We start from the raw sequence: 20,217 nt of genomic DNA, 5'->3' as shown, positions 1-20,217 counted from the left end.
CGCACCATGACTGAAGCGGCGGACAAGATCCGCCACATCGGTCCCACCAACGGCGGCCATTGGGAAGTCGTCGCAGAGGCCTGCCAATAACATGAAACGCATCCGCAAGACCCAGGCCACGCTAAATCTGCCTACCCTCAAGCTGGAAGGCGGGCTGTTCCTGCCCGACCAACTAGAAAAAGCCGCCCAGGGCCGAGCCAGCGCACAGCTTGAGGCCGATTACGGCACCCCCAAGGGCGTCAAGCTCAAGGACGAATACAGCCGTGCCTTCCAAATCGCCTGCGCCCAATGGCAGCATTTCGCCGCGCAAATGGAGCGCACCGACGTCGATGCCGCACACGTCACCACCGCTTTCGTCCACGAACTGTTGCGCGACGCCTTCGGCTACGCAGCCTTGCACGCCGCGCAAGGGCAGCAGGTGGGCGAATTGCGCTATCCGGTCAGCCTCGTTGCCGGCCATCCACCTGGAGGAATGCCGGTGCTAGTGGCATCGCATACCCAGCCACTGGACGATGCCGACACTCGCTTTGCCATCGCCGGCTCGGGCAGCCGCAAGAAAGCTCCCTTCCTGGCCCTGCAGGAACTGCTCAACGCCAGCGAAGCGCTGCAATGGGGCATCGTCAGCAATGGCAAACAGTTGCGCCTGCTGCGCGACGCCGCCAGTCTCACCCGCCCCAGCTTCCTCGAAGTGGATCTGGCCGATCTGCTCGGCGGTGCACGCTATTCCGAATTCGCCAATGTCTGGCGCCTGCTGCATGCAAGCCGTGCCCCGCAAACCACTGCCACCTGTATTTGGGAGCAATGGCGCAACGAAGGCCAGGAGGAAGGCACTCGTGTGCGCGATGGCCTGCGCAACGGCGTCGAGCAAGCCCTGCTGACCTTCGGCGCGGGCTTCCTGCAACACCCCGCCAGCCACGCCCTGCGCACCGCCCTGCACGATGGCACCCTGAGCAAGGATGCCTACTTCCAGCAACTGCTGCGCCTCATTTACCGGCTCATCTTCATCTTCACCGTGGAAGAACGCGGTGTGCTGCACCCACAGGATGACAACGCCCACGCACTGGCCGCCCGCCGCGCCTACGCCGAAGGCTATGCCCTGACCCGCCTGCGCGAGCTGTGCCTCAAGCGCCGTGCCCGCACCCGCCATGAGGACCAATGGCAGGCCATCCGCATCGTCTTTCGCGGTCTGGCGCGGGGCGAGCCACGCTTGGCACTGCCTGCCTTGGGTGGCCTGTTCGCGCCCGAACAATGCCCCGATCTAGATGCTGCCAGGCTGGACAACGCTCACCTGCTCACCGCCTTGCAGCACCTGCGGTGGGCCGTAGTCGCGCAGGGTAAGGGCAGCAGCCTCACCCCGGTGGACTATCGCAACATGGGGCCGGAGGAGTTGGGCAGTGTGTATGAAAGCCTGCTGGAGCTGGTGCCCGTTATCGACCTGCCCGCCCGCAGCTTTGACTTCGTAGGCCGCACCGAGGAGGGCAGCACCGCCGGCAACGCCCGCAAGCTCACCGGCAGCTACTACACCCCCGACAGCCTGGTGCAGGAGCTCATCAAAAGCGCGCTCAACCCCCTCATCGAGCAGCGCCTGGCCGCCAACCCGGCCAAGCCCATCGAAGCGCTGCTGGCCATCCGCGTCATCGACCCCGCCTGCGGCAGCGGTCACTTCCTGCTCGCCGCCGCCCGCCGCCTTGCAGAAAAGCTGGCCCAGTTACGCAGCCTAGAAAGCGGGCAAGAAGGCACCATCAAGCCGCAGGACTACCGCCACGCCCTGCGCGAAGTGGTGGCCCACTGCATCTACGGCGTGGACCGCAACCCAATGGCCATTGAACTGGCGCGCATGGCTTTGTGGCTGGAGAGCTACGAGGAAGGCCGCCCCTTGGGCTTTCTCGACCACCACCTGCAAGTGGGCGACGCCCTGCTCGGCCTGACCGAGTTGCACGCGCTGGAACGAGGCATCGCCAAGGACGCCTTCAAGCCCCTCAGCGGCGATGATAAGGACACCTGCAAACAACTGGCCAAGACCAACGCTCAATCGCTCAAGCAACTGAACAACGAGCGCACCGGCCCGCAAAGCCGCTTGCACCTGGACAACGCCAGCAGCCTGGCCGAACTGCAAGCGCTCGAAGCCCTGCCCGAAGACAGCACCGAACAGATCGCCGCCAAGGCCAGCGCCTGGGCGGACTACCTGCGCCTGGCACGCAACAACCACTTGGCCCAGGCCGCCGACCTGCTGCTGGGCGCCTACCTGTTGCCCAAAACCGAAGGCACGGCCCAAGCCATCCCGACCACCGCCACGCTCTACCTTACCCTGCTGGGCAGCGCACTGCCGGCCGACCAGCAACCCGCGCTGGCCGCCGCCCGGCAGGCCTGTGCGGAAGCACGTGTCTTCCACTGGCCGCTGGCCTTTCCGCAGGTGTTCGCGCACGGCGGCTTCGACTGCGTGCTGGCCAACCCGCCTTGGGAGCGCATCAAGCTGCAGGAAGAAGAGTTCTTCGCCACTCGCCACCGCGACGTGTTCGAGGCCCGCAACAAGGCCGAACGCGCCCAGCGCATCCAGTGGCTCAGCGAAGGCATGCTGGTGCGCCACCTCTACCCCGACCTGACGCACGCAGCACACGAGGACGAAGCCGAGCAGCGCCTGTATTGCGAATTCATCAGCGCACGCCGCACGGCGGAAGCCGCCAGTCTGTTCGCCCACGTCAAGGAAGAAGACGGTGGTCGCTATCCGCTTGCGGGTGTAGGGGATGTGAACACCTATGCACTGTTTGCTGAGACCATCTCGCAGATTCATTCAACAACAGGGCGAGGAGGTTTCATCGTTCCGTCCGGTATTGCTACCGACGACACTACAAAAAGATTCTTCCAGTTCTTGGTGAACAACCAGAAACTGATTTCTCTATTTGGCTTCGACAACGCCAGAAGAATTTTCCCTTCGGTTCATCCAGACACGCCGTTTTCTCTCGTGACGATAGGTGCAACGGATGGCCCTGCTGATCTTGCGCATTACCTGTTGTCTGTTGAGGATTTAACCGACCCTCGCCGCCGCTTCGCTCTCACGCCCGACGAATTCCGCCTCATCAACCCCAACACGCTGACCTGCCCGGTGTTCCGCAGCGAGCGCGACGCGGAGCTGACTAAAAAACTCTATCGCGCCGCGCCAGTGCTGATGCGTGACGCTGTGATCGCAGGCGAGGGCAAGCAGGCCATGACCGTGAAGCCCGCGCAGAACCCGTGGGGCATTTCGTTCATGGCCATGTTGCACATGTCGAATGACAGCCACCTGTTCAAGGACGCGCCTGCCCCCGATCGCCTACCGCTTTATGAAGCCAAGCTCATCCACCAGTTCGACCACCGCTGGGCTACCTATGCGGAAGATGGCGGCAGCCGAGACGTCACCGCCATTGAAAAAGCCTCGGCGGATTTCACAGTCGCCCCGCGTTACTGGGTCAACCGCAGTGAAGTGGAAGAGCGCCTGAGCGACAAGGGTTGGCAGCACGGCTGGTTGATGGGCTGGCGAGACATTACCAATGCCACCAACGAACGCACGGTGATTGCTTCGGTGGTGCCGGTGGCAGGGGTCGGCAACCAATTGCCACTCATGTTGTTTGCCGAGCGTGAAGATTCGCGGCCGTTTGCTGCCTTGCTGGGAAACCTTGATGCGCTGGTGTTCGACTTCGTGGCTCGCCACAAGACGGGCGGCACGCATATGAACTACTTCATCTACAAGCAGCTTCCTGTCCTGCCGCCTGACCGATACACCGAAGCCGATCTCGCCTATATCGTCCCGCGGGTACTCGAACTCACCTACGCTGCTCACGACCTAGTCGACTGGGCCAAAGACCTGGGCTACGACGGCCCGCCCTTTTCATTCGATGCAGACCGCCGCGCGATCCTGCGCGCCGAACTCGACGCCTACTACGCCAAGCTATACGGCCTCACTCGCGACGAACTGCGCTACATCCTCGATCCCGCCGACGTCATGGGCCTGGACTACCCCAGCGAAACCTTCCGTGTGCTGAAGGACCGTGAAAAGCGCGAGTTCAACGGGGAATACCGAACACAGAGTCTGGTGCTCGAAGCTTGGGACAAGCTGGAACGCGGGGCACTCAGATGAAGATTCTCGACCTGCAGAACGAATTCCGCGAGTTGATCGCCCAACTTCGACATGAAATCGAGGCAGCCAGCGCGATGGGGCAGTTTGACGCGCACAAGGTGTCAGAGAACCTCATGTGCGGCCTCTTGCGCGAGCTGTGCGATTGGTCCGCACTGCGCAACTTGAATACTGAGCAATCGAACTTCCCCGGAATCGATCTGGCAGACGATACACACCGCGTGGCCATCCAGATAACAGCCACTGCCGATATCGGCAAGGTCAAGTACACCTTGGAGCAGTTCGTCAGCCATGACCTACACCAGCGCTACGACCGACTGATCGTCTACGTGCTCACGGCAAAACAAGGCAGTTACTCACAGGCTGCGATTGAGGTAGCGTGCGCCGGGAAACATCAGTTTTCAGCCGGCACAGATGTTTGGGACTACAAAGAGCTTTGCTCCAAGGCTGCTGATGCCGAACCGCACAAGCTGCAAGCGGCGCTGAACCACTTGAAAGCCTACTTGCGTGGCGTCCCCGTTGGCTTGGCGGATGAGGATATTGATCCGCCCTTGGCGCCAGCAGAATCATTGACGGCCAATCTTGTAGAGCTCTATTTCCCTAGTACTCTTTACATTGCACGTTTAAGCGTTGATCTCGTGGAGCGGCACGGCAAAAGAAAGCCGGGTTTATGGCGAGAAACGATACGGGAGTTCAACCAAGAGAACGATTCTGCTGTCCCCTCTGCCTATGTTATTCACAGCGGCAACTTGGTCTCATTTTTCGACTTGACTGATCGGGACAATCCGTACAAGCACCTGATCGAGTCAGGAACAACAGAAGCGCACCGCCCTGGTGACTACTGGACCATTGACGAAGATCACGAACGTGTCTTCAAGTCACTATTGCGATTCTCGTTGCAGCAGCGCCTATTCAAAGAGCGTGTGCGATGGGAGAACGACGGCGGCGAATTTGTCTTTTTGCCCCTGGAAGACGGACTCAACCAGCGGGAAGAGACATGGCAGGGAGAGAAGAAGGCCAAGCGCACCGTCTTCGCAAGGCGATTTAATAAGAAAGATCGCTCTAAAGTTTATCTACAGAAGCATCTGTCGTTTGCAGTGGAATTTTTGCTCTTCGGTGATCTCTGGTTCATGGCGATAACTCCCAGCTGGTTCTTCAGCTACGGCGCTGCTTTCAAGGAATCTGGATTTAGCCAAGACAACCTCAGTTGGATTAAGCGCCAAGAAAATAATCAGCAAGTTATGAATCATTTTCGGTTCCTATCTGCGTGGTTGCGTACCATCGACGACGAGGACCTCTTCTCTGAAAAGAAGCTGACTGATTCATTTCTCTCGTTCGGATCAGCACTCACGCTGGGCGGAGCTCCTTCCCTGGAGGAGTCAGGGTGGGCAACGTTGCCGTCTGCCAGTGAAGAGGATTCGGAAAATCCAACAAGGATGTTCGGATAATGAAATTGGTGCATGTCAACGAGCCAAGGCTTGAATTCTTTGAGGGTTCGCATGTTTGCCCACGGCGCGGAATTGCAGCCTACGGTGTATATGACAAGAGGTCTCTGACCCGAAGAACCAGAATTCTTCTTGGCGCTATCGGGACAAGCAAAGATCTCGAAGAACTTTCGAGTTTGCTTGAGCGAATGAAATCACCGATTTCTGCTGATGTTGACGCGCACAAAGGAAACCTCTTCCCAGAATTTTGCGGCTTTAATGAAGACGCAGGATTCTATGCCGAATTTTCATTTAATCAGGACCTAGGTCGGCCGCTAAGGCATTTAGACATTGAGAAAATAGCAAAAATCAAGGACCGTACGCAACGCATAGAGGCGGCAATCGATCTCTACTACGAGGAAATAAAATTCCTCGCACAGAATCGGCCTGTTGATGTCATCGTTTGCGTGCTCTCTAAGTCCATCTTCGATGCAGTCAGCAAGGATTCGGCTGTTGAAGGTGATGAAAAACTGGAAGAGAGCATTGAAGTCCAGGTAGAGCTTAATTTCCGGCGCGCACTGAAAGCAAAGGCCATGCATCTGGGCAAACCGCTGCAATTGGTGCGGGCAGACTCGCTGCTGTCTGGCGCAAAAAGTCAGCAGGACGATGCAACGAAGGCCTGGAATCTGGCGACCGCGCTGTATTACAAGGCGGGAGCAACCAATCCGTGGCGATTAGAAAAAACTGATGGGAATACGCTCTCCTGTGCATTGGGTATTGCGTTCTACCGAAGCAGAGACAAGAAGACACTTAATACCAGTTTGGCTCAGGTTTTTGATGAGCTGGGCAATGGATTGATTCTCCGAGGCACTCCTGTGCACCTAGAAAAAGGAGATCGGATCCCACGGTTGTCCGAAGAGCAGTCATACACCTTGTTCAAGGCTGCCCTTGATGAGTACCGCAATGCGATGCGGACATATCCTGGGCGAGTAGTTGTTCACAAGACGTCTAATTTCTCTGATCCTGAAATGTCCGGATTCATGAGCGCAGCACTGGATCTCCGAATTGACACAGTTGATTTCGTGACAGTTATGGATTCGCGTCTCCGTCTTTTCAGGGCTGGCGCATATCCACCCTATCGCGGCACATCCCTTGTCCTTGATGAGCAACGGCAATTGCTCTACACACGTGGCTCCATCTGGTATTACAAGACGTACCCTGGGATGTATATACCTCAACCTCTTGAGCTACGAATCATAAGATCAGAGCAAAGCCCTGCATTTCTTGCCAAAGAGATTCTTGGGTTGACAAAAATGAACTGGAACAACACCCAACTGGATGGGAAGTACCCCATTACGCTCAGTTGCGCAAGAAAGGTGGGGGAGATCATGAAATACTTGGAAGAGCATGATCGACCACAGATTCGGTACGGCTATTACATGTAATGACCGGAAAATAAAATGCTGACCCATCTGAAGCTCGAGAACTTTAAAATTTGGCGCAGCACTGGCCCCGTTCGGCTGGCACCCATCACGCTGCTGCTCGGCACCAACTCTTCCGGCAAATCCAGCATGATCCAGAGCTTGCTGCTGATCCGGCAAACGGTCAAAGGCGACGATCCCAATCTGGATCTGAACCTCGGCAATCCCGATGCCGATGACTCGGTCACCATGGGTCAGTTCAAGGACTTGCTCTGCCGTCACAGCGCGGCGACCGAAAGCACATCTGCCACGCAGGTGGGGATTGAATTCCGCTGGGCGGACTCTCCTGATACTGGCGGCTCAACGCTGTTTTCGGCGCGCTACGGCAAGGGCCCAGCTGGCAGCGCCGAGCTAGCCTATCTCCGACTTGGAAAGGACGATGAGGGCTTCACGGTCGCACGTCGCAAGCCAGGCATCTACCGCCTGAGCTTGGGCACCCGAGCCAAGGCTCTGGGTCAGAGCGCAGACTATCGGCCGCAACGCTCTTTCGCCTTCTCGGCCTCCACATTGAATAAGTTGGGGGACATCGGCGAACTGATCAAACCGATTGGCCCGGCCTTGCTTGATGAGTTGGGGCGCATCATTTATCTGGGGCCCGTGCGACGCCTGGCGCAGCGAGACTATGTGTGGGGTGGGCGCATGCCCGCTCACATTGGCGACGATGGAGCCAAGGCCGTGGATGCCTTGATTGCCAGCGGTGTCGTGTTTCAACAGGCCAAGAAGCGCAATCAAGCCCTGCCCCCCGAAGCGAGTCTGTTTGACCAGACGATCCACTGGCTCAATGAGATGAATCTGGCCGACGGCCTCAGCATTCGCGCTCTGGGAAGCTCCGCGCGCTACGAACTGATGATCGAGAAAGACGGTCAGGCCAGCAATCTGAAGGACGTTGGCGTGGGGGTGTCCCAGGTCATCCCCGTCATCGTGGCGGCGCTATTTGCCAAGCCTGGGCACGTCGTGATTTTGGAGGAGCCCGAGAGCCATCTCCATCCGCTGGCACAACGCAAGCTGGCAGAGCTGTTTGCCCAAGTCAGCAATCGACGCAAAGTCCAGTTCATCCTCGAAACTCACTCCGAGCATCTCTTCCGACGCATGCAGACTTTGATTGCACGCGAAGAAGTTTCCATTGCCGATGCTGCGATGTATTTCGTCGAACGGGAAGGCAAGAGCGCGCGGCTGTTGCCGTTGGAGGTCGATGACTTTGGGCGAGTAAGAAACTGGCCCAAAGAATTTTTCGGTGACGCCCTAGGTGAAACCCGCGAGCAAACTGCATTGGCCATCAAGCGCGCCAAAGACCTGAGGGCCCAAGATGGCACTGTTCCTGGTTGATACCAATGTGATGCTCGCTGCCAGCGCGATCTCTAATCTGTCCAGTGTCGCCGCCCGAGCCATGCCGCGTGAAATTGAGTTGCGCGAGTTGGTATACGAATGGCTGGTTACCTTCGATCTCTCGGACGACCGGATCGTACTGGATGACGTTGGCTTGGTGCGAGCGGAGTACGAGCGCAACATGCCCTACAACTGGCGTGAGCAGGAGTACGGCATGCAAGTGCTTCAAAACAAGATTGATCGAATGCAGGTCGATCACGTTCCGATCGAAACATTTGAGGGCAATGGCGAACACATAGCCGTTCTTGAACCTGCGCACGAGGCCATTGTTCCCGACAGGGAGGACCGGAAATGGGTAGCGTGTGCGTTGGCAGCACTGATCCTGTTCGGTGAATCACCCCCCATCGTTTACGGGGCGGAGACAGACTGGTACATTGCCAGAGCACAGTTGGAGGTGCTCGGAATTTGCTTTCAGCCATTGCTGCCTACCGATTGGTACCGGGTCAAAGTGGACCGGCAATGACGACCGACTTCTTCCGCTTTCCACACACCCCACACTTGGCGTGGCTCGGTCAGGACGCACCACGCGACGACAAGGTGCTTTCACCTGACGAAGCCCAGGCCTTACTGGCAGGCGACGTGGTTGTGGAGGAAAAGCTTGATGGCGCCAATCTCGGCTTCTCGCTTGCGCCCGATGGCAGTCTGCGAACGCAGAACCGTGGGCAGTATTTGGCCGAGCCCCATGCCGGGCAGTTTGCCCGGCTGCCCGCATGGTTTGCCCAGCATGGCGACGCGCTGTGCAGTGTTCTGACGCCCGACATCATCATGTTTGGCGAATGGTGTGCCGCGCGCCATTCGCTGGACTATGCCACGTTGCCGGACTGGTTCCTGCTGTTTGATGTGTACGACCGCCGCGCAGGGCGCTTCTGGAGCAGTTCACGCCGAAATGCGCTGGCTGCCTCGGCAGGAATGGCCACGGTGCCCCTGGTGGCGAGTGGAAAGTACACCGTTATTGCGCTGAAGCAATTGGTGGCGACGACCACCAGCCGCTATCGCTGTGGGCCGCTGGAGGGCGTGGTCATTCGCCGTGAGTCGAATCAATGGTGCGAGGCGAGAGCGAAGCTCGTTCGAGCTGACTTCGCGCAGGCCATTGAGACGCATTGGCGCAAGCGCGCTATTGAATGGAATCAGGTGAGTTCAAACTGCGGCGCACAACGATGAACCCGCTGCAGCGCACCCTGATCGAGAAAGCCGGCCACGACAACGGCTTTGAGCACGTGCTGGTGCAAGAGCCCGCCGTGGTTGCAATGGCTTCAGCGCGCCATCAAGCCTGCGCGGTGGTATCGGTGTCAACCAGCGGCGGTTTCAACATCCTTTTTCAACCGGCTTCCCCTGCATTGCTTCCGGAACTGCATCGGACATTCGAAGGCGCTGCGGCATCCGTGGATTCGTTCAATGTTGCCACCGTGGCAGATCTGGCTTTGCTGTTGCGCCGCGCTGCCAGCTTGTCGCAGGCACTGCCCAGCCAGGCGGCGCAGGATTACCAGGCCGAGGTCGCGGAAGCGCTGGACAAGCTCCCCGCCGGTAGCCGTGGTACCGAGGTGGAGCGCCTAGTGCGCCAGCGGGTGGGTCAGGACAGGTTCCGTACGGCGATGCTGGGCTACTGGGGCGGCGCTTGCGCCGTCAAGAAGGTGAGCATTCCTGCGGTGCTGCGTGCCAGCCACGCCAAACCCTGGGCCGACTGCGCCAGCGATGAGGAGCGGCTCGATGTTTTCAATGGATTCCTGCTGTGCGCCCATCTCGACGCGCTGTTCGATCGATTTCTGATCAGTTTTGACGAGGCCGGCTGGATGCTCGTCTCGCCTTCGATCTCCACCAAAGATGGCGAGTTGCTCGGCCTGACCGACCCCCTGCAGTTGCGTTGGCTGGCCCCCGAGCACGCAAGCTACCTGCGATACCACCGTATGCGCTTCAACGGGACGCCGAACGCGGAAACCGGGAACGACATATGAGGTTCTGGGCTGGGTGTTGAATTCCGCCGATCTCTGACCCCAGGGGGCAGCTCTTGATGTCGCTTGACACAAGTTTCTGCCCACGCCATGCGGCGCGCGCGTTCCTGACGCAGATCGGCGGTTCGAAATGAACGCCGAGATCAGTACTGCTCAGCTTGATCTCGGAAGGCCGTCGACCGTAGCGTCGACAAAATCGGCTCGGGGGGTCCTCATTCGATGCATCCAAACTATGCATTGACATTTATCGGTACTTATGGCGGTATCTTTTTTCTTCCAGCCCAAAGAATCCAATATTCATGCGGATTTTTGACACACCTGCGATTCCTGTCGAACCGTTGCCGCGCTGAAGCTTTCCCCGCTGCTGTTTGTCCAGCCTGGCGAGTTGCGCACCGCGGAATGGGCCGAGATCGACCTGGACGCGGCCGAGTGGCGCATCGCCGGCCCGAAGATGAAAATGAAGGTCGATCACGTCGTGCCGCTGGCAACCCAAGCGGTCGAGATCCTGCGGAACCTCCACCCGATCACTGGCCACGGACGCTACGTCTTTCCCAGCATTCGCACGGGTGAGCGCCCAATGAGCGAGAACACGATCAATGCCGCTCTGCGCGGGATGGGGTACAGCGCCGAAGTCCACACGGCCCATGGCTTCAGGGCTACCGCGCGAACCATCATGGACGAGGTGCTCGGCGAGCGCGTGGACTTCATCGAGCATCAGCTTGCCCACACGGTCAGGGATGCCAACGGTCGTGCGTACAACCGCACCGCCCATCTCCCCGCGCGCCGGCAAATGATGCAGCGCTGGGCGGACTACCTGGACAAGCTGCGCATCGGTGCCGACGCGACTCCTTTAAAGCCGCGTCAGATGGCATAGCGCCAAGTCCGCGCGCTCCTGCCAATCCAGCATCTAGGCAACGCACCTGTCTGATCTTGACGACGTTAGCCGAAAACCCGCGCTTTCCCGCAGCCGCCTGCTGGCGGAGCTCGCTGCGGGAGACGGAGAACCACCAGGCTGCTCGCGCACAGGTACGCGGGGTTTGCGTCCCGCATTGCAGCTGTGCCATGAAATTCGCTCAGATGCCCTAGATCGACGCACGCCTGACGTTCGCGGCGACTGACCCCGATGCCTGGATCTTGATCTTGAGCGCAGTTGCTCAGAAGTGCTGACGATGTCACCGACATGGCTTCAATCGTCATTGAAAATCAGGCCCTCTTGCCGCCCCCCCGGGGGACCCGGCGGCGCGATCTTCGAGCAGTTGCCCGAGACCTTCTTTTTCGCCATCACCGTGCGCGCAAAGGCCATCGAGTCACCGAATGACCCGTGCAATGCGCCGTCATGCCCGTGGCCCTCGTAGCGAATCCAAACCACGTCGTTGCCGGACGCGCACAGTGCTGACACGGCAGCGTACTGGCGCATGGGAGTGATGGTTGCATCGGCCAGGCCGGTTCCGACGAAGAGCGGCACGCCGATGTTGCCCATCGGCATGTCCGTCACGGGGATGCGAAGTTCCTCCAGGCGTTCCATCGAGATCGACAGAGCCTCGCTCAGGTCTCCGATACGCAGCTTCCTGGCGAGTTTCATGACCTCCCCCGTACAAGCGGTGCGTGCCGTCTCGAGGAGCTGGCGGCCCTTGTCGCTGACGATGTCGTCGATCTGGGGACCATCGTCGCGCAACCCTCCTGCTGCGAAACTGAGGAACATGTTGCTCGAGTTGCGCGTCGGCAGTGAAACCGGCCCCGTCGGGAATGTGCTGACAAGTCCGGTTGCCACCGCGCCAAGCACCTTCAACTCTGGCGCGTAGTCGCGCGCGAGCCTCGCCGCCCCCAGCGCAGCCCCGGAGCCCTGAGACTGGCCCGAAATGATGACCCGGTTCGAGATTTGCGCGGGCCGCGCCGCAATGGCCGCCCGGGCGGAATCCAGCACCGAACGTCCCTCGACCTGCCAATTGAGATAGGGATGTGGGCCTGGGCCGCCCATACCTTGATAGTCCGTCACGACCACGGCAAAACCCGCCTTGAGCCAACGATTGATGTAGGAGGCATCGCGCGGACGGAATCCGGTCCACGAAGGCGCACACGCATCCGCGATGCCGAGCGTCCCGTGGGCCCAAGCCATGAGGGGCCAGCCTGCGGCCGGTGCCTTTCCGACGGGCAGGAAGAGCGTGCCACTGACTGGTATTTGGCCTGATTGCCAGCGCGCATCGGTGGACGTGTAGAGAATGCGCCGGCTTTCACCGGCGGCGTCGATCTCCGGCTGATCCGGCATCGCCTCCTCCCGCAGAAGTACGCCGGGTGCATCGGGCAACAGGCCGGCGGCCCGGTAGAACGGTGAGAGGTCCATGTCACCTGCTGTCGGTCCCACGGGCAGACGCCCCAGTGCGAGCGCTGCGCTCGAGACGGCCATGAAGGCGAAGGCCAGCACGCTCATGACCACCCGGCGAGACGCGCGGGCAGGAGGCTCGCTCACAGCAGATGTCGCGTGTGGCAGCACCGTGCCGCCGTACTTTTTCTTTCCGTTGGGCTGCTTCATCCTCATGCCTCCTGCCGCGCGGCGACGGCCTGTGACTGGCTGGACATGGCGTCGAACAGCAGCTCGTAGGCCGTCTGGTTCGCCAAGTCGGAGACGAATTCGAGCACGCGGTCCTGGGCGGCTCGGCCGAGGTGCGGCGCGGCCATGCGGCGAAACTTCCGCTCGAAGTCGTCGTCGGTCATTGGCGTCTCCAACGATCCAGGGCCGCTGATCCGCTCGCTGCTGAACTCTTCGCCCGATGTCAGAACCACAGTCACCCGGTTCGCGAGGTGCTTGGGAAACAGCTGCGTCAGCGCAGCGTCCTCGCTGACCGTCGTCTTGCCCATGAGCGCAATGGCGCGCGGATCGGCGATCCGGTGCGCCGAATACGAGTCGATCGTGATATCGCCATCCAGCAGCGCCCGCGCCACGTTGTACGGCAGGCTGTGGTCGGCGGTTTCTCGTGTCCGGGGCCGCCACTTCTCGGGCGTGTCGGCCAGCACGCGCACGTTGAACTCCGAGGTTTCGATGCGAATTGCGGCAATGGCGTCGATGTCGGCAATCTTCCGTCGCAGGTCAATTCCCGCCCATACCGCGGTATGCAGTTCCCCGTTGGTCGGGAAGGTCTTGGTGAGCGAGCGCAGGATCGCGAACTGTCCGTTCTCGCGGCTGCCGAAATTTCCGACGTCGAGTTCGAACTCGCCCGTCACCTGCTTGAAGAACCCCATCTCGCCCTCGAACACCGGAGCCGGCCCCGTCATTCCGTGGCGCGCGAGCCTGGCGGCGAAGATCGCATTTCGCGCGGCGTTCGCCGCCGAGCAACCCTTCCAGTCGGACAGCGATCCCGACCGCACCTGGCGCATCGCAATGTGCGCGCTGACTGCGATGTTGATCGCCTGCTCGGTTTGCGCTTCGTCGAGCTTCATCAGCCTGGAAGCCGCCGCGGCCATCGCGACATTGATGTAGTTCACCTGGTCCCAGCCGCGCTTGTTCAGACTGGCTGCGTCCTGCAGCCTCATCTGGATTTCGTAGGCAACGACGATGGCCGCGATGAGCTCTCTGCCGGTCGATCCTTCGGCCTCCGCCAGCGCCAGGCATGCTGGAATGTTGTCGCTCGGATGCCCGGGCTCGCGCGCCATGTAGCCGTCGTTGTAGTCCAGAAAGCGCACCATGACGCCGTTGGCAAACGCGGCCAGCTCAGGTGTCGTCCGAAGGCGGGTCCCCAAGACGGTGGAGGATGGCTGCGGCGTACGGGATGCCACCGCCACGGCGATCTTCACCGGGTCCGCGCCATAGCCCCCCAGGATGCAGGCCAGGCTGTCGATGACACGTCTGCGCACACAGGCGTTCACCTGCTCGGGGATATCGTCCACAGAAAGTTCGACGGCATATCGCGCGATACGTCGGGCAAGCGGCAGGTCAGACATGCATGGGCCTTGTCAGTTGTTCGGGAAATCTCATTGCGAGGTCTTCTGGAGCGTGGCGTGGCACGCGGGTCATGTCGATCCCGCGCGATGGCGCCCGTCGGCGACCACGCAGGCAGGCGGCGGCGCCCCACCTTCCAGCACCGCAACGACGCATTGCGCCGCGATCCGGTTCGTGCGCAGCAGGCCCTCGCGCGTGGATGCGCCCGAGTGCGGCGTCGCAATGACGTTGGGCAATGCGATCAGCTCGTTGGTCACGCTCGTGCAGGAAGGGTCGGACTCGCTGAGGAAGACATCCAGTCCCGCACCGGCAATGCGGCCGGCCTTCAGGGCATCGAGCAGCGCGGCGTCGTCCACCAGGCCGCCGCGGGCCGTGTTGACGAGGATGGCCGTGGGTTTCATGCGCGCGAGCGCCTCGGCATCGATGAGCATGCGCGTTGCGGGCGTCAGCGGCGCATGCAGGCTCACGACGTCGCTCGAGGCCAGCAACTCGTCGAGGTCGACATGCGCGACGCCCATTTTTCGGGACCACGCCTCGTCGGGGGTTCCCGTCACCGCGAGAATCCGCGCCTCGAAGCCCTGCAGGCGCTGCACGACGCCGCGGCCGATGCGGCCGAGCCCGACGATGCCCACGGTCTTCCGATAGAGATCGGCCCCGGTGAGGATGGTCCACGACCCCGCGTTCATCTGCATCTGCGATTCGCGCAGCCGATGGCTGACGGCCAGCATCAGGGCCAGGGCATGGTCGGCGACGCAGGCGTCGTTGCCCCCCACGGCAATCGCGCCCACCTTGCCGAGGTCTGCCACGGCCGCGGCGTCGACCCGTTCATGGCCCACGCCGCGGCGAGCAATGACCTGCAGCCTGGGCAGTTTGCTCAGCAACGCCCGGGTGACGCGCGCATGGCCGACGATCCAGCCGTCGGCATCCGCGAGCATCTGCACGAGGGCGTCCTCGGTGAGCTCGCCGTCGGCCTCGCCGGGCGGCAGCTCGGCCAGGCGGACCTCGCATCGGTGCGACTTCAGGTAGGCAATGGTCTCGTCGTCGAAGAACCTCTGCGTGACCACCACGGTCCGCATCGCTTGATCGTTCACCTGGCGTCCTCCATGCTCAGTTCGGCCCTTGCCTGCGTGGCGGCGCGTCCGCCGTGGTCGATGTCGACGACCAGGTTGAAGAAGCGGTCGACCGTGAAGCTGCAGTCGGGGCCGAAGCTGCAGCTCGACTCCCTTTCCTCGACCACGGCAGGGCCGGCGATTCGCACACCCGGCGCGAGCACATAGCGGTCGTAGACCCTGGCCTTTCTGAAGCCGAAGCCGTCGAAGTACACCTCCCGTTCGCCGCGCAGCGCCTCGCCTTGGACGCAGGAATAGGCCAAGGTGATGTCCTGCGCCGGCAGCGATGCCTGCAGTCGCCAGTTGACGGCCTCGATGGCCACGCCCTTGACCACTCGGCCAAAGCGGGCCAGGTAGGCGGCGTTGAATGCCTCCTTGATCTTCCCGACCTTGGAAGCATCAAGCGGCCCGCCGGGCAGGTCCACGGTGACATCGAAGCCCTGGCCGACATAGCGCATGTCGGCCTGCCGGCGGATGGCGATCTCACCATTGCCGAGCGCGGCGCTGGCCAGCAGGTCCCGGCTCGCGGCTTCCATCCGCGCGAACAAGGCGTTGACCACCGGCCAGTCGGCGCCATCCAGGCGCGTCAGGTAGCCGCGCACCTCGTCGACCGCGGGTGCAGCGACGAGGAATCCGAGTGCGGAGATGACCCCCGCGCCCATCGGCACGATGAGGCGCGGAACCTTGAGCAGGCGCGCAAGCGCATAGCCGTGCACGGCGCCTGCGCCGCCAAACGCCATGAGCGAGTGCGCCCGCGGATCCTTGCCCTTCTCGGCGAGGTGCATCCGCGTTGCCGCGGCCATGGTCTCGTTGGCGATGGCCTGGATGCCTCGGGCCGCATCCATCGCGTCGATGCCCAGACGGTCGCCCAGCCGGTCCTGCATCGCCCTCCTGACGGCTTCCAGCGACAGCGCCATCTCGCCACCCAGGAAGAACTTCGGGTTCAGATAGCCGAGCACCAGATCGGCATCGGTGACCGTCGGCTCGGTGCCGCCCCTCTCGTAGGCGACCGGACCCGGCTGCGCGCCTGCGCTTCGCGGTCCGACCTTCATGAGCCCATTGGCATCGACGGCGGCGATGGACCCGCCACCGGTACCGATCTCGATCAGATCGACCACCGTGAGCTTCAACGGCAAGCCCGAGCCCTGCTTGAACTTGCGGATGCGGCCGGCTTCGAACTCATGCTTGAGGTTGGGCTTGCCGCCCTCGATCAGGCACATCTTCGCGGTGGTCCCCCCCATGTCGAAGGAGATCATGTGGTCTTCACCGATCTGGCGCGCCACGAACGCGGCGGCCATGGCACCCGCTGCGGGGCCGGACTCGATGAGGCGCACCGGGAAGCGGCGGGCGTCCTCGACGGTCGTGATGCCCCCACCCGACAGCATGATGTAGAGATCGCCTTCGAAACCGATGCCTGCCAGGTCGCTCGCAAGCCGGCCCAGGTAGGCATGCACGCGAGGCTGCACGTAGGCGTTGACGCAAGCGGTGTTCGTGCGCTCGTACTCGCGGATTTCCGGCGCCACCTCCGAAGACAGGGTCACCAGCAGGTCCGGATACAGCGCGCGGACCGCCTCCAGTGCGCGCCGCTCGTGGTCCGGATTGCGGTACGCGTGCATGAACGCGATCGCCAGCGCTTCGATCCGCTCCGTCTCCACGAGCCACCGCACTTCGCGCACCACGTCGTCGAGGTTCAGCGGTTCATGCTCGACGCCGCTGGCCAGCAGCCGCCCCCGCACGGGGCGGCGCAGCCGTCGTGCAACGATCACGGGCACCGGAGGCAGGAAGAGGTCGTCGACGTCGTAGCGGCTCTCGCGCCCCATTTCCAGGACGTCGCGGAAGCCCTCGGTACACAGCAGCCCGATCTTCGCGCCCGTGCGCTCCAGCACGGTATTGGTGATGAGCGTGGTCCCGTGAACGATGCTGCCGATCTGGGCCGCACCGGTATTCGTCTCGGCCAGCAGCCGCTCGATGCCCTCCACGATGGCCCTGCTCGGCGCATCGGGCGTGGTCAGGCGCTTGCCGATTCGCGTGACGCCACGCGAGTCGTCGTGCAGCACGAAGTCGGTGAAGGTGCCGCCGATGTCGACGCCGATGCGGGTGCTGCGCTTCACCGGGCATCTCCATGCACCTGCACGGAGGCCTGCGGATAGACCTTGCGGACCTGCTCCAGAGAAACGAAGCCGTCCGCGACGTCTGCCACCACCGCGGCGATGTCCCGCTGCGCCGGATCCCCGAACCCTCCCCCGCCGGCAAACCGGATCACCACGCGGCCCCCGGGCATCAGCGTGGACTGGGACTTGAGACTTGCAGAGGTGCCGTCGGGCAAGATGACCTGTGCGACCGCGCCCGGCATGCCACCGTGCAGCCCCAGCGCGGGATGAGACTCGCGGTCTCCAAGCATCCCCATCATCACGGTTTGCCCGGCAAGACTCTGGACGATGCACTCCTGGCCCAGGCCTCCGCGGAACCGGCCAGGGCCACCGGAGTCCTGCCGATACTCCTTCCGGGTCAGGAGCAGCGGCACCACCGCCTCGAGCGCCTCGATGCTTCCGGCACCCGAGTTGGTCGGAAAGGCCGTCGTGGACAATCCATCCTGCCTGGACGATGCGCCCATGCCGCCGCTGGCGAACAGGATCTGGCCGAAGCGCTCGCCCGCGTCGTTCACGCCCGCGAACCCCAGCCGGAAGGCTGGCGCACCGCCGCTGTCGGCGATGACCTGTTCCGGAACGCCCTTGCCCAGGGCCTGGTAGATCGCGCATGACAGCAGATGCCCGGTCAGATGGCGCGCGGCGACTGCCGCCGGGTATTGCGCGTTCACGATGCTGCGCTCGGGCGCCCGCACTTCGATGGCCCGGTACGAGCCCTCGTTCCTGCGCGTGAGCGGATCCACCGCACACTTGATCGGGTAGACCGAGTAGGCCCGCGTGTAGTTGATCGTGCAGTTCGTGCCCTTGTCGACCTGCGCGGAAGTGCCGTCGTAGTCCACCACCATTTGATCGCCTGCAACGGTGATCGTGCAGTGGATGCGGGTCGGATGGCCCGGAAAACCGTCGGCCTCGATGGTCGAGACATAGTGGCCGTCGGGAATCGCCGCGATGGCCTTGCGCATGGCCGCGTCGGCCTTTTCCAGCACGGCCGCCGAAAGTCGTTCGAAATCAGGCTCGCCGCTGTCGTGCAGGAAGTCGGCCGCGCGTTCGCAGCAGACCCGGTTCGCGGTGCACTGCGCCTCCAGATCGCCGAGCACCTGCTCCGGCAGTCGCACGTTGTTCAGGAACAGTTCTACAAAGGGCTCGTTGCGTTCGCCAGCCCGATACAGATGCATCGGTGGAATGCACACGCCTTCCTCGAAAAGATCTCGACAGGTGGCCGACAGGTTGCCGCCCACGTCGGGCGAGTGTGCGGCGCAGCCGGCGAAACCGACGATTCGCCCCTGGTGGAACACCGGGCTCACCACCGTGATGTCCGGCAGGTGCCCGGTGGCGATCCAGGGATGGTTGGTGAGGACGCAGTCGCCTTCGCGCCACGTCCCGAGCGGAAACTTCTCGAGCATGGCCCGGATCGTTCGCGGGATGATTCCCGCGAAGGCGGGGATGCCGCCGCTGCACTCCGCGATCGACTCCCCGCGCAGGTTCGTCAGCACGATGGCAAAGTCGTTGGACTCCCGAACGATCGTGGAGAAGGCGGTGCGAAGAAGCGCGGTAGCGCCTTCGTCGACGATCGCGACGAGCCGGCTCCACCATATCTCCAATGTAATGGGGTCGATGCCGTCTGCTTGCTCATTCATGCGTGGTCTCCGGGTCTTCATGAGGAAAGACTGGATCGTAGGAAGGGGGTGGGCCCTTGTGTTTAGCTTCGTGCGACAGGTCTTTCGCGGCACACGAAACCTCTGCGGTCGCAGCCCTGCCGATCGGGCCCGGCGAGTGTCGTTGCGGCTGCGCCGCGCCAGCGCCGACGCAGCGCCGCAGGAAGGCGCGCGCCGCGCCGCTGAGCCCCTGCTTCGAGCGTGCGCCCACCAGCATCTGGCGCGCGGCCCAAGGCTCGTCGAGCCCGACCAGCGCGATCGAGAAGCAGTCCCTGTAGTTCTCCACGATCAGCCGCGGCGCAATACAGATTCCCAGGCCCGCATGGACCATCCTGCAGGCCGCATCGACACTGCCGACGCGGATCCGCACGCGGTAGTCGACACCGCCCTCGGCCATCAGCTTCTGGCTCAACGAACTCTGGGTCTCGGTGCCGATGTGGCCGTAGACCAGCGTCTCGGCAAAGCGCACGCGGGCCTGCGCCGTGAGGTGGTGTCCTCTCGGCACGACGACGCAGAGCTCGTCGCGGCGGTACGGAAACGTGACCAGCCCGTTGCCCGCGACCGGTTCGAGAAAGATCCCCAGGTCGGCCCGCCCGTCCAGGACCGCCTCCACCACCTTCTGGCTCGTGCCTTCCGTGAGGTCGATGGCCACCTCGGGGTGCGCGTCCGAGAACGACCGCAGTTCCTGCGGCAGGAACTCCGCAACGGCGGATGCGGTGGCCGCGATTCGCAGCAGTCCGTGGATCCCGCGGGAATAAAGCAGCAAGTCGCTTTGCATACGCTCGACGCCGTAGATGATCTCCCGCGCATGCTGCAGCAGCGCCCGACCGGCCGGCGTGAGCGACATGCCGCGGGCCCGCCGTTCGAAGAAGCGCGTCCCGGCCGAGGCCTCCAGGTCGGAGATCCGTTTGCTCAGCGCGGCGATGGCGATGTTGCACTTGTCGGCAGCGGTCGTCAGGCTGCCGCCATCGGCGACCGCCAGGAAGAGCTTCAGCGTCGTGAACTCGAACTGCTTCATGGC

The 20,217-nt window shown here is 62.3% G+C and carries 13 protein-coding genes and 1 pseudogene; 8 read left to right on the top strand and 6 right to left on the bottom strand.

What is annotated here, in order from left to right:
- Nucleotides 1–91 precede the first annotated feature (91 nt).
- From IB278_RS24175 to IB278_RS24140, 8 genes and pseudogenes are all read left to right on the top strand, one after another.
- Nucleotides 92–4,114, top strand: a complete 4,023-nt coding sequence (locus IB278_RS24175) for an N-6 DNA methylase (RefSeq protein ID WP_192325962.1) — start codon at nt 92–94, stop codon at nt 4,112–4,114.
- Nucleotides 4,111–5,559: an SMEK domain-containing protein gene (locus IB278_RS24170; RefSeq protein WP_192325960.1), complete on the top strand. Its 1,449-nt coding sequence runs from the start codon at nt 4,111–4,113 to the stop codon at nt 5,557–5,559. Before IB278_RS24175 ends, IB278_RS24170 begins: the two co-directional genes overlap by 4 nt.
- Nucleotides 5,559–6,980, top strand: a complete 1,422-nt coding sequence (locus tag IB278_RS24165; protein ID WP_192325958.1) for an argonaute/piwi family protein — start codon at nt 5,559–5,561, stop codon at nt 6,978–6,980. Before IB278_RS24170 ends, IB278_RS24165 begins: the two co-directional genes overlap by 1 nt.
- A gap of 15 nt (nt 6,981–6,995) precedes the next feature.
- Nucleotides 6,996–8,342, top strand: coding sequence for an AAA family ATPase (locus IB278_RS24160; protein ID WP_192325956.1), 1,347 nt, complete (start codon nt 6,996–6,998; stop codon nt 8,340–8,342).
- Nucleotides 8,323–8,865, top strand: a complete 543-nt coding sequence (locus IB278_RS24155; protein WP_192325954.1) for a hypothetical protein — start codon at nt 8,323–8,325, stop codon at nt 8,863–8,865. The genes IB278_RS24160 and IB278_RS24155 overlap by 20 nt, the downstream gene beginning before the upstream one ends.
- The gene (locus IB278_RS24150) at nt 8,862–9,563 is read left to right on the top strand and encodes an RNA ligase family protein (protein WP_192325952.1); all 702 of its coding nucleotides are present in this window, start codon (nt 8,862–8,864) and stop codon (nt 9,561–9,563) included. Before IB278_RS24155 ends, IB278_RS24150 begins: the two co-directional genes overlap by 4 nt.
- Entirely contained in the window at nt 9,560–10,354 is a 795-nt protein-coding gene (locus IB278_RS24145; RefSeq protein ID WP_192325950.1) for an HNH endonuclease, read from the top strand. The genes IB278_RS24150 and IB278_RS24145 overlap by 4 nt, the downstream gene beginning before the upstream one ends.
- A gap of 331 nt (nt 10,355–10,685) precedes the next feature.
- Nucleotides 10,686–11,225 (top strand): annotated as a pseudogene (locus tag IB278_RS24140) (tyrosine-type recombinase/integrase); the annotation flags it as partial.
- A 312-nt stretch (nt 11,226–11,537) separates the two neighbouring features.
- On the opposite strand, the gene IB278_RS24135 reads toward IB278_RS24140, so the two are convergent.
- From IB278_RS24135 to IB278_RS24110, 6 genes are all read right to left on the bottom strand, one after another.
- Entirely contained in the window at nt 11,538–12,881 is a 1,344-nt protein-coding gene (locus IB278_RS24135; protein ID WP_225613125.1) for a lipase family protein, read from the bottom strand.
- Between the two features lie 2 nt (nt 12,882–12,883).
- Complete coding sequence (locus IB278_RS24130; protein ID WP_192325948.1) at nt 12,884–14,287, bottom strand: MmgE/PrpD family protein; 1,404 nt, start codon at nt 14,285–14,287, stop codon at nt 12,884–12,886.
- A 69-nt stretch (nt 14,288–14,356) separates the two neighbouring features.
- Entirely contained in the window at nt 14,357–15,376 is a 1,020-nt protein-coding gene (locus IB278_RS24125) for a phosphoglycerate dehydrogenase (RefSeq protein ID WP_318646700.1), read from the bottom strand.
- A complete protein-coding gene (locus IB278_RS24120) occupies nt 15,373–17,505 on the bottom strand; it encodes a hydantoinase/oxoprolinase family protein (protein ID WP_192325946.1) in 2,133 nt (710 codons plus the stop codon). Before IB278_RS24120 ends, IB278_RS24125 begins: the two co-directional genes overlap by 4 nt.
- On the bottom strand, nt 17,502–19,178 hold the full coding sequence (locus IB278_RS24115) for a hydantoinase B/oxoprolinase family protein (RefSeq protein ID WP_192325944.1): 1,677 nt from the start codon (nt 19,176–19,178) through the stop codon (nt 17,502–17,504). The genes IB278_RS24120 and IB278_RS24115 overlap by 4 nt, the downstream gene beginning before the upstream one ends.
- A complete protein-coding gene (locus IB278_RS24110) occupies nt 19,171–20,214 on the bottom strand; it encodes a LysR substrate-binding domain-containing protein (protein ID WP_192325942.1) in 1,044 nt (347 codons plus the stop codon). The genes IB278_RS24115 and IB278_RS24110 overlap by 8 nt, the downstream gene beginning before the upstream one ends.
- Nucleotides 20,215–20,217: the final 3 nt, after the last annotated feature.

The sequence above is a fragment of the Variovorax sp. VRV01 genome (assembly GCF_014852545.1).
Lineage (GTDB): Bacteria > Pseudomonadota > Gammaproteobacteria > Burkholderiales > Burkholderiaceae_C > Variovorax > Variovorax beijingensis_A.
The sequence above is the reverse complement of the archived record's forward strand: the minus strand, read 5'-3'. Positions and strand labels throughout refer to the sequence as shown.